The 13,610-nt window shown below is 60.2% G+C and carries 13 protein-coding genes and 1 tRNA gene; 5 read left to right on the forward strand and 9 right to left on the reverse strand.

From position 1 onward, the window contains the following. Positions 1 to 56 precede the first annotated feature (56 nt). A complete protein-coding gene (locus JNB88_RS12775; RefSeq protein WP_037137947.1) occupies positions 57 to 971 on the forward strand; it encodes a YihY/virulence factor BrkB family protein in 915 nt (304 codons plus the stop codon). Here the strand turns inward: JNB88_RS12775 and gluQRS are convergent. Further along, on the reverse strand, positions 936 to 1,817 hold the full coding sequence (gluQRS, locus tag JNB88_RS12780) for a tRNA glutamyl-Q(34) synthetase GluQRS (protein ID WP_220355756.1): 882 nt from the start codon (positions 1,815 to 1,817) through the stop codon (positions 936 to 938). The genes JNB88_RS12775 and gluQRS overlap by 36 nt on opposite strands. On the opposite strand from gluQRS, the gene JNB88_RS12785 reads away from it, so the two are divergent. Together JNB88_RS12785 and JNB88_RS12790 are read left to right on the forward strand one after the other, a co-directional pair. Beyond that, on the forward strand, positions 1,816 to 2,502 hold the full coding sequence (locus JNB88_RS12785) for a DNA-3-methyladenine glycosylase family protein (RefSeq protein ID WP_220355757.1): 687 nt from the start codon (positions 1,816 to 1,818) through the stop codon (positions 2,500 to 2,502). The two genes, gluQRS and JNB88_RS12785, sit on opposite strands and share 2 nt — an antisense overlap. A 110-nt stretch (positions 2,503 to 2,612) precedes the next feature. Further along, positions 2,613 to 3,170 carry an HNH endonuclease gene (locus JNB88_RS12790; protein WP_007790722.1) on the forward strand — a complete coding sequence of 186 codons (558 nt, stop codon included), beginning with the start codon at positions 2,613 to 2,615 and terminating at the stop codon, positions 3,168 to 3,170. Positions 3,171 to 3,191: 21 nt separating this feature from the next. Here the strand turns inward: JNB88_RS12790 and JNB88_RS12795 are convergent, their stop codons facing one another. The 6 genes from JNB88_RS12795 to JNB88_RS12820 all read right to left on the reverse strand — a co-directional run bounded on the left by JNB88_RS12795 (position 3,192) and on the right by JNB88_RS12820 (position 9,244). After that, a complete protein-coding gene (locus tag JNB88_RS12795; protein ID WP_220355758.1) occupies positions 3,192 to 3,704 on the reverse strand; it encodes a disulfide bond formation protein B in 513 nt (170 codons plus the stop codon). A gap of 22 nt (positions 3,705 to 3,726) precedes the next feature. Further along, on the reverse strand, positions 3,727 to 4,323 hold the full coding sequence (locus JNB88_RS12800; RefSeq protein ID WP_037137938.1) for a YqaA family protein: 597 nt from the start codon (positions 4,321 to 4,323) through the stop codon (positions 3,727 to 3,729). Positions 4,324 to 4,449: 126 nt separating this feature from the next. Continuing rightward, complete coding sequence (locus JNB88_RS12805; RefSeq protein WP_037137937.1) at positions 4,450 to 6,189, reverse strand: cation:proton antiporter domain-containing protein; 1,740 nt, start codon at positions 6,187 to 6,189, stop codon at positions 4,450 to 4,452. A 235-nt stretch (positions 6,190 to 6,424) separates the two neighbouring features. Then, the gene (locus tag JNB88_RS12810) at positions 6,425 to 7,432 is read right to left on the reverse strand and encodes a glycosyltransferase family protein (protein WP_037137935.1); all 1,008 of its coding nucleotides are present in this window, start codon (positions 7,430 to 7,432) and stop codon (positions 6,425 to 6,427) included. A gap of 304 nt (positions 7,433 to 7,736) precedes the next feature. After that, a tRNA-Leu gene (locus JNB88_RS12815) sits at positions 7,737 to 7,821 on the reverse strand. A gap of 124 nt (positions 7,822 to 7,945) precedes the next feature. Continuing rightward, positions 7,946 to 9,244: an MFS transporter gene (locus JNB88_RS12820; protein WP_220355759.1), complete on the reverse strand. Its 1,299-nt coding sequence runs from the start codon at positions 9,242 to 9,244 to the stop codon at positions 7,946 to 7,948. A 125-nt stretch (positions 9,245 to 9,369) separates the two neighbouring features. On the opposite strand from JNB88_RS12820, the gene JNB88_RS12825 reads away from it, so the two are divergent. Further along, complete coding sequence (locus JNB88_RS12825; protein ID WP_220355760.1) at positions 9,370 to 9,951, forward strand: TetR/AcrR family transcriptional regulator; 582 nt, start codon at positions 9,370 to 9,372, stop codon at positions 9,949 to 9,951. Here the strand turns inward: JNB88_RS12825 and JNB88_RS12830 are convergent. After that, entirely contained in the window at positions 9,948 to 10,742 is a 795-nt protein-coding gene (locus JNB88_RS12830) for a class I SAM-dependent methyltransferase (protein WP_220355761.1), read from the reverse strand. The genes JNB88_RS12825 and JNB88_RS12830 overlap by 4 nt on opposite strands. A 72-nt stretch (positions 10,743 to 10,814) precedes the next feature. Further along, the gene (locus tag JNB88_RS12835) at positions 10,815 to 11,795 is read right to left on the reverse strand and encodes an aldo/keto reductase (protein ID WP_220355762.1); all 981 of its coding nucleotides are present in this window, start codon (positions 11,793 to 11,795) and stop codon (positions 10,815 to 10,817) included. A 184-nt stretch (positions 11,796 to 11,979) separates the two neighbouring features. Here JNB88_RS12835 and JNB88_RS12840 point away from each other — a divergent pair, with 184 nt between their 5' ends. Continuing rightward, positions 11,980 to 13,608 carry an AMP-binding protein gene (locus JNB88_RS12840; protein ID WP_220355763.1) on the forward strand — a complete coding sequence of 543 codons (1,629 nt, stop codon included), beginning with the start codon at positions 11,980 to 11,982 and terminating at the stop codon, positions 13,606 to 13,608. The last annotated feature ends 2 nt before the right edge of the window (positions 13,609 to 13,610 follow it).

A 13,610-nucleotide genomic window follows, 5' to 3' on the forward strand; every position in this document is an offset into this window, starting at 1 on the left:
GGGAGTGGTTTCCCATATTCGAACGGGCGACACAACGACCAAAGCCTGGAGACGGAATGCCGAAAATACTGCGCATCTTCTATGATGTGGTCTATGATGCCATCTGCCACCTTATTGAAGACGACGGCTTCGCGATGGCGAGCCATGTCGCGTTGTCCACGCTTCTCGCAGTCTTTCCCTTCCTCATTTTCGGAACGACACTGGCGACCTTCCTGGGTGCCGACCAGTTCTCCGACAGGGCGATACATCTGATCTTCGATACCTGGCCGGAGGCGATCGCCAAGCCGGTTGTTGGGGAGGTGATTCAGGTCCTGACCGTGCCACGCGGCGGACTGCTGACCATATCGGTGCTGGCGGCCGCCTATTTTGCCTCGAACGGCGTCGAGGCGTTGCGGATATCGCTAAACCGTGCCTACCGGGTTCAGGAAACGCGTCCGTGGTATATCACCCGCCTTGCAAGCCTTGGCTATGTCGTCATCGCCGTGATCATATTTGCAGCAGTCAGCATCCTGCTTGTGGCTGTCCCGCTCGCTCTCGATTATGCGCGCCAGTGGTTTCCTGTCTTCGCCGACAAGCTCGAGGTGGTCTTCAGCTGGCGCGTCTACGGCACCTTGTTCATGCTGACTGTCGGTCTGTTCGTCGTGCATCTATGGTTGCCGGCGGGTCGTCGTCGCGTCTTCGATGTCGTGCCTGGTGTCCTCGTCACGCTGCTGCTCTGGCTGGTGGGGGCGTTGATCTTCGCCTACTATCTCGCGACGTTCGCCAACTACGCCGCGACCTATGCCGGTCTGGCGTCGGTGATGATCGTTCTGATCTTTCTCTACATGGTCGGCGTCATTTTCATCATCGGTGCCGAGATCAACGCCGCGCTCTTGAAATTCCGCGTGCGCGCGATCTTCAAGAACAATTTTCTGGGCGGTGGTCAGGGTAAGGCATCAAAGCCCCACAAGACGGCGGATATCGGCCGGTGAAAGGCCGCGCTGACGGAGTTCGGCGAGGCCTGTGTCGCCCTGGCTCTTGGAAAGCTTGCGGCCGTCTTTGTCGGTGATCAGGCGATGGTGGTGATAGACCGGCGCCGGCAGATCAAGGAGCGTCTGCAGCAGCCGGTGCACCGATGTCGAATGAAAGAGATCGAGCCCGCGGACGATATGGGTGACGCCTTGCAGGGCGTCGTCGAGAACGACCGAGAGGTGGTAGCTCGACGGCGCATCCGACCGAGACAGGACAACATCCCCCCAGGCGCCGGGATTTGCGGCAACCAGGCCTCGGTCACCGTCTCCGGTTTCCTGCCAGAAGAGGGGCTCGCCGACCACTGCCAATGCCTTGCCCATATCGAGTCGCCAGGCGTGTTTAAGGCCCGACGCGAGCAGCTCATGCCGCTCGAAATCGGCGCGTCCACGATCGTCCGGTGGGTAGAGTGGCGAGCCGTCAGGATCGCGCGGCCAGCGCTCTCCATTCGCCGCTGCCGCGGCAACGCGCGTCTTCGTTTCGCCCCGGGTCATGAATGCGGGGTAAGCGAGGCCACGGTCGATCAAGCGGTCGAGGGCTGCCTGGTACTCCCCGAAATGATCGGACTGCCGCCTTGCCGGTTGCTCCCAGTCGATGCCGAGCCATTCAAGGTCCGCGTAGATGCCCGTCTCGAATTCGGGTGTACAACGCGTCAGGTCGATGTCTTCGATGCGCAGGAGAAAGCGCCCGCCTGTCGATCCCGCCATGTCGTGATTGAGAAAGGCAGAGAGTGCGTGACCGAGGTGAAGCGGGCCATTCGGGCTCGGGGCAAAACGAAACACAGGCTTTTGACGGAGAATCGCGGTCATGCTTTCTTCTGCCACGGATTCGATGAGATCGCGAGGAAGCGTATTGATCATTCGCAGCGACGAGGACGTGAGTAAGGGGTTGGAGAACCTGCTTCTTCTCGACCCCCGGCTGAACAGCATCGCCTTGGATGCCGGGCCGCTTCCGTTGCGACTGCGTGAGCCGGGGTTCGAAGGCCTGGCGCATGTTATTGTTTCGCAGATGGTGTCGCGAGCCAGTGCGGAGGCGATCTGGAAACGGATGCGACCGACCGAAGGGGCGTTGACAGCAGATAACTATGTGCTTCTCCATCCCGAAGCCTGGCGAGAGTTCGGCCTGTCGCGCGCCAAGGCTGACACGCTATCGCGCATTGCAGTGGCGGTCGCTTCGGGCCAGCTCGATCTCCTCGCGCTTTCCGCGCGGCCGCCCGATGAGGCGCTGGCGGAACTGACCGCTCTCAAGGGCGTAGGTCCCTGGACTGCCGAGGTTTATCTGATGTTCTGCGGCGGTCATGCGGACGTCTTTCCCTCCGGCGACGTCGCCTTGCAGAACGCGGTGGCTGCGGCATTCGGTCTCGCCAACCGCCCGGCTGCCCGCGAACTGGCGTCGCTGGCACGTGCGTGGTCGCCGTGGAGGTCCATCGCCGCGAGGCTTTTCTGGGCTTATTACGCCGTCAAGCTCGGTCGCGGCATTTTGCCTATCGATTGAGCGAGGATAGTTGAACTGCAGGATTGATGGCTGAATTTATTGGACTTCACAATGCCGTCACAACCGGCCTAATATAAGGGTGCAGATGCCGAATCGATCAGGAGAGTCCCTTGACGATTGCAGTCTCCCCACAGGCCCTGCCAGCGCTCGTCCTGAACGCTGACTACAGGCCACTGAGTTACTATCCCTTGTCGCTTTGGTCCTGGCAGGACGCGATCAAGGCGGTGTTTCTCGACCGTGTGAATATCATTGCAGAGTACGAACACTCGGTATCTTCGCCGAGCTTTTCGATGCGACTTCCAAGCGTCGTTTGCCTCAAGACCTACGTTCAGCCGTCCCGCAATCCGGCCTTTACCCGCTTCAATGTGTTCTTGCGCGACAAGTTCGAATGCCAGTATTGCGGCGAGCATGACGATCTGACTTTCGACCACGTCATTCCGCGCGCCCATGGCGGCGAGACGACATGGCAAAATGTCGTTGCGGCCTGTTCTCCCTGCAATCTGAGAAAAGGCAGCAAGCTGCCGAAGCAGGCAGGCATGTTCCCGAATCAGAAGCCCTACCAGCCGACGGTGCAGGATCTGCACAATAACGGTCGGCTCTTCCCGCCCAACTATCTGCACGACAGCTGGCTCGACTATCTCTACTGGGATAGCGAACTGCAGCCCTGATCAGCTCTCCATCAGCCGGTTTCAGGCCGTTTTGCGGACGCCGATAAAGGCGAAGGCCGCCAGGATGAGGCTTGCAATCACATTCCAGCCGGCGAAGGACAGGCCGAGGACGCGAAGAGCGGCATCGGTGCAGGACGGACCCTTGATGGTATTCAGTTCGCTGAGCAGATCGCCCGCATTCTGCGTCATGCTGCCTGCAGTCGTGGAGCAGGTTGCCGGACCTTGCCAGAACTGCCACTCGACGCCGGCATGGTAGACGCCCATGCCGGCTCCAACGATCATCAGCATGCCGGCGGCGAGCAGAAATGCGCGGCCGATCCAGCTTGGAAGACCAACAAGGGAAGAGACAGCGCCGAGGATCGCGATCGGGATAGCGTAGTAATAGGGCTGGCGCTGGAGCAGGCAGAGGGCGCAGGGGATATAGCCGCCAAGGTACTGGAAGCCGAGCGCGGTGCCGACCACCACAGTCATGCCAAGGGCAAGCGCAAGCGAATAGCCGACAACCGGCCGAGCAAGGGAAAACGAGGCAGACATGGCAGGACTCCGCGCAGAAAGCTCAGTGAGCAAGTAATTTATAGGCGACCCCAAGGGCAATGGCGAGCGCTGCAACAACACCCGCAACCTGAGCCAGGCGCTTTTCGATGAAGTGGCGGATCGGCTCGCCGTAGCGGCGCAGCAGCCACGCGAGGAAGAAGAAGCGGGCGCCACGCGCCACGATCGCGGAAAGAACAAAGAAGCCGAGATTCATGTGAATGACGCCGGCAAGGATCGTTACGATCTTGATTGGCGGCAGATGCGCCAGGCCTGATGTCACCAACAACAGCAGCAGGATTTCCCATTCGTCATGGATATAGAGCCGCAGTTGCTCGAAGGCGTCGAGCTTTCCGTAGAACTCGAGAACCGGTCGCGCAATGGCATCGTAGGCATAGTAGCCGAGCGCCCACCCGGCGATGCCGCCGAGGACAGATGCCACGGTCGCGACCAGCGCGTAGCGATAGGCGCGTTCCGGCTTGGCAAGCGCCATCGGGAGGTAAAGAACATCGGCGGGGACGAGAAAGACGGAACTTTCAACGAAGGCGATAACGGCGAGCCAGACTTCGGCCGACTTCCGGGCGGCGAGAGACATGGTCCAGTCGTAGAGTCTGCGGAGCATTCCAATCCTTTCGCTTCGAGCACATGAGCTTTATGGGGCGTTGCTGCGGCTGTAAATGCTTGCTGTGTCGTTCGTAGGGTGACGTACCAAAAAAATCTTCGTGATCGGTCTCCCTTCGCCGATGCGTCATGAATCGATGCTGGACGGCTGATTGCGTTGCTGCCGCATGACGTTCATTTCAGCGCGTTCGCGCGCCATTTCGCTGACAGCCTGGCGCAGGACGGGATGCTTGGCCGTGAACATGTTGAAGTCCCGCCTTTCCAGCACGAAGAACTGGCAGAAGTCCACGGCCACGACATCCGCCGTCCGGCGACCGCCGCTGAGAAGGGCCATCTCGCCGAAGAATGCGCCGGGCTCCAGGGGGATCTTCCCGTCCGGAAGCTGCACCTCGACGGCGCCGGAAGACAGGAAATACAGGCCATCGCCCCGGTCGCCCTTGCGGATCACGCGTTCGCCGGGCAGTGCGGATTTCGGACGGAAAAGAAGAAGCAACTCCTCCTGCGAATCTTCGCTGACCTTGGCAAAGAGCGGAAATGTCTCGATCAATTCCTGCATTTCCAGCTGATGCTGGCGTTCGCGCGCTTCGTTGACCGCACGGATTTTCTCAAGCTCGCGGCCAAGTGCCTCGTGTCGGCGGCGACCGAAGCGATGGCTGAGCACGGGCCATCTCGCTTGCACATGGGTGTGGACCGCTTCGGCACCCGCGCAGACCAGGGGATTGAGCGTGATCGAAATGATCGCCGAGGCGAGGATGATATCCTGCCCGTCTTCCGGCAACAGTCCGAGTGTGACGCCAAGACCTGCAAGAATGAAGGAGAACTCACCGATCTGCGCCAGTCCGGCCGACACCGTCAGCGCCATCCCGATCGGGTAGCGAAGCAGGACGATGATCAGGAAGGAGATGGCGGTCTTCCCGACGATGATCAATGCGAGTGCGCCGATCACGGCCATCGGCTGGCGAACCAGGATTGTCGGATCGAACAGCATGCCGACAGATACGAAAAACAGGACCGAAAATGCGTTCTGGAGTGGCAATGAATCGGCAGCAGCCCGATGGCTGAGGTGGGATTCGCTCATGACGACGCCGGCGAAAAAGGCGCCGAGCGCAAACGAAACGCCGAAGATTTGTGCCGAGCCGAACGCGATGCCGAGTGCTATGGCGAGGACAGCCAGCGTGAAGAGTTCGCGGGATCCGGTTCGGGCGACCAGCGTCAGGAGCCAGGGTACGATCTTGGGCCCGAGAAAGATCGCCATGACCGCAAAGGCGCCAACCTTCAGCAGCGTCAGTGCAATCGTTAGCGGAAGCGGCAGTCCGGCGGCGTGGCCGGCGGCATGACCCCCGAGCAACTCGGCTACGGCGGGCAGTAGCACCAGCGCCAGAACCATGGCGAGGTCTTCGACGATCAGCCAGCCGACCGCCACGCGGCCGCTTGCCGCATTGAGCAGGTTTCGCTCTTCGAGCGCCTTCAAGAGTACGACGGTACTCGCCACGGAAAGGCTGAGGCCGAAGACGATGCCGGCACCCAGACTCCAGCCCCACCATTCGACAAGCGCGATGCCGATCACCGTGACGACCGCGATCCTGGCGATCGCGCCGGGAACGGCAATGCCGCGCACGGCAAGCAGATCGGCTGTGGAAAAGTGCAAGCCAACGCCGAACATGAGCAGGATGACGCCCATCTCTGCCAGCTGGCTGGCAAGCGCCGTGTCGGCGACGAAGCCCGGTGTCATCGGTCCCATGGCGATGCCAGCGACGAGGTAACCGACAAGCGGCGGCAGACGCAGCCGGTCTGCGATGTAGCCGAGTATCGCCGCAAAGACGAAACTCACGGCAACTGTGGCAATAAGCGATACTTCTTGATGCAAGCGTACAATTTCCCTCTTGGCGGGCGCAGTTTGGCCGAAACGCCCAAGAAGTTAAACAGTTGATTTTCAGCCATCCAGCTATTCGTCGGTACGGCTTGAATGAGGCGCAATGAAGTGAGAGCACTTACGCTACGGCGTTGGGGTCAAAGCGGTCGGGTGTCGATCGGAATTTTCACTCCAAGCAATCGATACTCGACATGATTGACAGGATCGCGACGCACATCAGTCCGTGCGACTATCGTGGCGCCCGATCCCGAACCACCTTCCAGAGCCGCCAGGCTTCACCCGCAAGCGCGATCGGGAGTCCCGAAAGTGCGATTGAACCGAACCCGGCCAGACGAGAAAAGCCGCCCAACCGTGTCCTGGGCTTCGTCCAATCGCTGCCCGCAAGGTCACTGCTGTAGGACCTTGCAATGAGAGTGTAAGGGGAGGTGTCACGATAGATGAGGTCCAAGGACTGAACGAGTGTTGCCTTTGCCGTATTTTGGCGGCGCCAAGGCTTGGGTCCCTGCGAGTGGATGAACAAGGTAGGCCCGCGCCTTAGCCAGCGTACGCGTTCTCCGGGCGTAAAACCAAATAATCCGAAGCATTGCGTGATGCCTTTCCCAATGCGGAGCATTTCCAATGGGGTCTTGTGAAACGGGGCTGTAGAAAGGACCACGGTCAAGAGATCCTGATCGCCGAACAAATGGAACGGCCTGTCGAGGTAATTGCCTTTCTGCGCCGTGACGTAGCGAGTATCGCCCAACAGCTCTTTCCATCGCTCCAAAAGTGGCAGGTGCGATCGATTTACAGCGACGACACAACTGTTGACGCCGGATTCAAGCAATCTTTCCGGCTCTAGATCCCACGCTTTCGCCCTTCGGCCACCGTCGTTACGGTCGCGAGCCCAAAGGGCCTCTTCCGCGACTATTATTCTAGGCGCTGTAGGGTCGAAGAACTGATCGGGAATAGGAGCAGTCACCATGATGTCGGAGTCTATCCAGACCGCGGCATCAGCGAACTCAAGAGCTTTCTGCAGAAGATCGGGTTTAATGTTCCAACCGCTAGGCGACCCTTCCGTCAGGGTGAAGCGCCGAACCAATGGGATGTCTTTCAGCCAATTTGAAAGATCGTCAGTAGCATTTGGCAAAAATGCAAATATTTCTAAATTCGGATTATATCTACGCAAACTTGAAATCAGTATTCTTATTCCGACTTCCTCCTCGATTCTATCTTCATAGATACAAATCGCGCCAGGCATTATATTTCTCCAAGTATAGATCCAACTTGGAAACTATTGTTCAATCTATGCTGGTTTTCAAGTTCCCCTTCATGAGGTTGCCATAAGCCTCGTCATGCAAATGGTTCTTCCGCCAAAGAGATTAGGGGAGTCTCTCGCCGCTTCTCGGACATGGAAGAGAAGCCCGGGCGCTGGGCCATACACGCAGGAGTTTGGAACAGGCCGTTTGGTGGGGCTGATTTACAACGTGGCGAAGTGCCGACGCATCCTGATCGGAACGAAAATCAGAAAACTCTGTAAGGAAATCAATGTCGATCTTGGGAGGTGGTGCCCCATGCCGGGGTCGAACCAGCACTTCTTTCGAAACTCGATTTTGAGTCGAGCGCGTCTACCAATTCCGCCAATGGGGCAACGGATACCGACGAGGCGGCTGTCTAGCATGCGTTCGCCCGCGCGCGCAAGACGGCGGGCGACGTTCTCGGTTTGATTTATTGGAGGTTTCGGCCCGGAGAGGGTCGAAAGCCCTAGGACTTATCAATGTGCGCCGGCTGTGGCTGGCTGGCGGAGACCAGACTTCTTCAGCGTAATCGCAAGAATCGAGGCGAGCAGGCAGAAGGCGCCGGCAATGAAGAATGCGGGCAGGTAGCTATCCAGCTCGGTTCGCGACCAGCCGGCGCCGTAGGCGGCGGTTGCGGCCCCAAGCTGATGCCCGGCGAAGACCCAGCCGAAGACGAGGCCGGCCTTTTCGCGTCCGAATCGGTCGGCGGCGATCTTGACGGTCGGCGGGACGGTCGCGATCCAGTCGAGGCCGTAGAAGACCGCGAAGATCGACAGGCCGTAGAAGCTGAAGTCGCTAAAGGGCAGGAAAAGCAGCGAGAGGCCACGCAAGCCATAGTACCAGAAGAGCAGCCAGCGGTTGTCGAAACGGTCGGAGAGCCAGCCGGAACCGATCGTGCCGAAGAAATCGAAGATCCCCATGACGGCGAGGACGCTGGCAGCGGCAACAGGCACGATACCGAAGTCGCCGCAGAGCGTGACGAAATGGGTCTGGATCAGACCGTTGGTGCTGAGGCCGCAGATGAAGAAGGTGGCGAACAGGATCCAGAAGGTTGAGGTCCCGGAGATTTCCTTGAGAACCGTGATCGGGGTCGCCAACATTGTCAGCAGGCCACCTTGGGGCGGCACATGCGGCGTGACGTGCTCATCACCAAAAGCCGGCAGGTTCAGGTCCGAGGGGCGGTCCCGCATGAAGGCCAGCACCAGAAGCGCGGCCACCATGATCATGCCGCAAACGAAAAAGACCGTCCCGCGCCATCCGTAGCGTTCGGTGAGTTCTGCCATGAGCGGCAGGAAAACCAGCTGGCCGGTTGCGGAACTCGCGGACAGCATGCCGACCACGAGGCCGCGATGCTTGGTGAACCAGCGGGCGGATACGGTTGCCGCGAGTACCATTGCCGTGAGCCCGGTGCCGAAGCCGACGACGACGCCCCAGAGCAGCAGCAACTGCCACAGCTCGGTCATGAACAACGAGCCGACGAAACCGCCGCTGATCAGGACCATGGCGAAGACGATGACCTTGCGGACGCCGAAATAATTCATGAAGGCGGCGGAGAATGGTCCCATGAGCCCGAACAGGATCAGGCGGACGGCCAGCGCGGACGAAATCTGCGAGGTCTCCCAACCGAATTCGTCCTGGAGCGGCTTGATGAGAACGCCCGGGGCGCCCATCGCACCGGCAGTCACAAGCATGGTGAGGAAGGTTGCCGCGACGACCACCCATCCGTAGTGGATGTTGCGTCGCGCCAGCGATGAGGCAAGTGCAGTCGATACCATGTGGCCGTTCCGTCCTGGAGGTTGCCGGAGATTATTGGAAGCTTTTAGATGATGATCATCATAATTGTTGCGTATTGATGATGGACGTCATATAAATTGTCAAGCTGCTAATTGCGGAGAAGCGAATGCGGGTCAGCCGAGAGAAATTTGCCCAGAATCGGGAGAAGATCCTGCAGGTTGCCAGCGTGCTGTTTCGTGAAAAGGGCTTCGATGGCATCGGCGTTGCCGAGATCATGAAGGCCGCCGGAATGACGCATGGCGGATTCTACGGACATTTCGAATCGAAGGAGGAGTTGGCGCTGGAAGTGAGCCGGGCTCTGATCGAGAAGGTCAAGGTCCGCTGGAACGAGATCATCGCGGCATCCGAACAGCCGCTTGACGCGCTGCTCAAGCACTATCTTTCACGCCTCAGCGTTGACGATCCGGGCGGAAGCTGCGTCTTCGCTTCGCTTGCCCAGGAGGTCAGCCGCAGTGAGGGGCCGGTGCGCGCCACGTTCAACGACGGACTTTCGATGCTGGTCGATCTTTTGTCCGAGATCGTGCCCGGCGAGACCCCCGAGGAGCGGCGCAAGAACGGATTTGCGACGCTTTCGGCGATGATGGGCGCGGTGATCCTGGCACGTGCCGTCGAAAGCCGCGAATTGTCCGACAGCTTCCTCTATACGACCCGCGACGCGCTTTCCGTGGGAAAAGCGCCGGGTCGCTAGCTACGGCGCGCGATCAGGGCGCCGATCCCCACCACCTCCGAGAATTCACCTTCGGGTGAAAGCTTGAAAAGGGCGGCGCGAAGTTCTGCCTCGAAGGCTTCGGCGCCCTCGCCGAGAGTCTGTCGTGACGTGACCGATGTAGACAAGGCTCGCCCAACGATATCGTCGGGACTGAGCTTGCGTTCCCTGACGAGGGCGATCCGCTCCAGATCGTTGAAAGCGGAATTCAGCAGGATGCGTTCGTGCTCGATCCAATCCGGTCCTTTCCGCCGTTCGCGGTCGGCATTGCGTTCCGGCGCAAAGGTTTCGGACAGCCTGTTGACGGCCTGTCGCCAGTCGGGTGTCGATGAGATATGGCGGTCACCAAACAGCACGACACAGCCGCTCTTGACGGTTATCTCGTCGAGCGCCCTCAGCGTCGCGGGTCGATCCATCCAGTGGAAGGAGCGCCCCATGACGGTCAGCTTGAGTGGCGCGAAGCGTGAATCGAGATCGTAGGACGAGCCTTTGACGAAGGTGACATCGACGCCGGCGGCCGCCGCATCGGCGCGAGCGGTCTCCAGCATTTCCGGTTCGGGATCGAGGCCGACGACCGTGGCCTTGGCCAGTCGGGCAAAGGCGATGCCGAGCTGACCCGGACCGCAACCGAGATCGAGCACGCGCTCGCCGGCAGAACGATCAGTCCGTTCCGCGATCCGTTTAATCAGTCGGTCGGGATAGGGAACACGATAGCGAGTGTAGTAGGTCGCGGTCGACTGAAAGCGGCGCGCCTCGAATGGAATGGTGATCATGGCAACGTCCTTGAGCGGACGGCCGGTCGCGTGCTTTTGAACGCGCGATCCGGCCCCTAAGAATGGATGTCGTTATTTGAAGCCTTCGACCCGGTGTGGAACGTAAGGCTCCTCCAGGGTCGCGACATCTTCCGGTGTCAGCTTGACCGACAATGCAGCAACCGCGTCGGCCAGATGGTTCGCTTTGGATGCACCGATGATCGGCGCCGTGACGGCGCCCTTCTGCAAGATCCAGGCCGTGGCGATCTGGGCACGGGCGACGCCATGCTTGGCGGCCAGCTTGCCCACGATACCAATGATGGTGCGGTCGGCGTCTTCCGCCTGTTTGTAGAGCGTCTTGCCGAATTCATCCGTCTCGCTGCGGGCGGTCTTCTCGTCCCAATCGCGCGTCAGCCGGCCGCGGGCGAGCGGGCTCCACGGGATCACCGCAATCTTCTGGTCCTGGCAGAAAGGCAGCATCTCGCGCTCCTCCTCGCGGTAGAGCAGGTTCAGATGATCCTGCATGCTGACGAAGGGCGTCCAGCCGTTGGCGCGCGAGGTATAGAGCATCTTGGCGAACTGCCACGCATACATGGAAGAAGCGCCGATATAGCGTGCCTTGCCCGCCTTCACGACGTCATGCAGCGCTTCCAGGGTTTCCTCGATCGGCGTCGTAGGGTCGAAGCGGTGGATTTGATAGAGGTCGACGTAGTCGGTGCCGAGGCGGCGCAGGCTGTTGTCGATCTCGTCGAAGATCGCCTTTCGTGACAGGCCGGCGCCGTTCGGCCCGGGTCGCATGCGATTGAAAACCTTGGTCGCGAGGACGATCTCGTCGCGCTTCGAGAAGTCCCGAATTGCCCGGCCGACAATCTCTTCGGACGATCCGTCCGAGTAGACGTTGGCGGTGTCGAGAAAGTTGATGCCGAGATCCAGCGCTTGCTTGATCAATGCGCGGCTGTCCTCCTCGCCGAGCGTCCAGCTGTGATTGCCGCGGGCGGGCTCGCCGAAGGTCATGCAGCCCAGGCAGATTTTCGACACTTCCAGCCCAGTGCCGCCAAATTTGACGTAGTCCATGAAGTTACTCCAAATATCGGGTCGCTACCCAGCGCGCCCTTTGATCTAGTGCGGCAAACACGAAAGTGTGGGCCGCTGACATAAAAGTTTTGTGACCGGCCCGTGGGCGCTCAGCAGTGCATGCGCTTGCGCATGCGGAGTTCCCGGTGTTAGCTGCTGCAGCATTTTGACTGGATTTCCGCCGATGAGACTACCGCAGTGCGATCGCTACGAAGACCTGTACCGAGATTTTGCGTGGGACATACCGGAGGATTTCAATATCGGTCGTGCGGTCAGCGACGATTGGGCCGAGCGAACGCCGGGGCGAACCTGTCTGGAGCATTTCAGTCCAGACGGCAATCACCTGTCGATGACCTACCGCGAACTGGCGGATCGATCCTCGTCGCTTGCCAATGCGTTCGTGGCGCTCGGTTTGAAGAAGGGCGATCGGGTCGCGCTCTTGCTGCCGCAATCGTTCGAGACCGTTGTCGCGCATGTCGCGATCTACAAGATGGGCGCGATCGCCCTGCCACTGGCTTTGCTCTTCGGCGTCGAGGCGTTGGAATACCGGCTCCGGACGGCTGGTGCGTCCGCAGTCATCACCAATGCGTTCGGGCTTGAGCGGATCAGCCAGATCAGAGCTCGGCTGCCCGATCTGGCCGAGGTGATCTGCGTCGACGGCATCGGGCACGGCGCACGATCTTTCGCTGCACTGGTGGAAGACCACCCGCCAGTGTTCGAAGTTGCGAAGACCGCGCCTGATGATCCGGCCTTGATGATCTTTACCTCGGGAACGACAGGTCCGCCGAAGGGTGCTCTGCATGGCCATCACGTGCTGGCCGGGCATATACCGGGCATGCAATTCGCCCATGAGGGCTTCCCGCAGCCGGGCGACAAGGTCTGGACACCATCCGACTGGGCCTGGGCCGGCGGCTTGCTGAATGCGTTGCTGCCCAGCCTGTTGCTCGGCGTCCCTGTCGTCTCGTCACCGGCGCAAAAGTTCGATGCCGACATGGCCTATCGCATCATGGCCGAAATGAAGGTGCGCAACGGCTTCATCCCGCCGACGGCGCTGCGGCTGCTGAAATCGGTGCCCGATCCGCGCTCAAAGTACGACCTCGTGCTGCGGACGATCGGTGCCGCGGGCGAGTCGCTCGGCGCCGAGACACAGGAATGGGTCAAACGGACGCTTGGGATTACCGTCAACGAGTTCTACGGCCAGACCGAGTGCAACTTCGTGCTTTCGTCGAGTGCAGCGATCGGCGTCAGCCGTGCCGGCGCAATCGGTCGACCGGTGCCCGGGCATAGCGTGGCGATCATCAGTGAAGCAGGTGAAGAGCTGCCTGTCGGTGAAGCGGGGCAGATTGCCATCCGCCGGCCAGATCCCGTCATGTTTCTCGGCTATTGGAACGATGCGGCGGCGACCGAGCGGAAGTTCGTTGGCGACTGCCTGCTGACCGGCGATATTGGACGCCGGGATGAGGAAGGATACGTCACCTTCTTCGGACGGGACGACGATGTCATCACGTCCTCAGGCTACCGCATCGGACCGGCTGAAATCGAGGACTGTCTCATCGGGCATCCGGCCGTGCAGCTGGCCGCCGCGGTTGGAAAGCCCGATCCCGTTCGTACCGAGATCGTCAAGGCCTACGTCGTGCTAGCTCCGGCGTATGAACCGAGCGAGCGGTTGGCCGCCGATATAAGCCATTGGGTAAAGACGCGGCTCTCCATGCATGAGTATCCCCGTGAGGTGGAATTTGTGACGGAACTGCCGCTGACAACGACCGGCAAGGTCATCCGACGCCTGCTCAGGGAACGCGCGCGGGCCAGCTGAGA

Source organism: Rhizobium cauense (assembly GCF_019511525.1).
GTDB lineage: Bacteria > Pseudomonadota > Alphaproteobacteria > Rhizobiales > Rhizobiaceae > Rhizobium > Rhizobium cauense.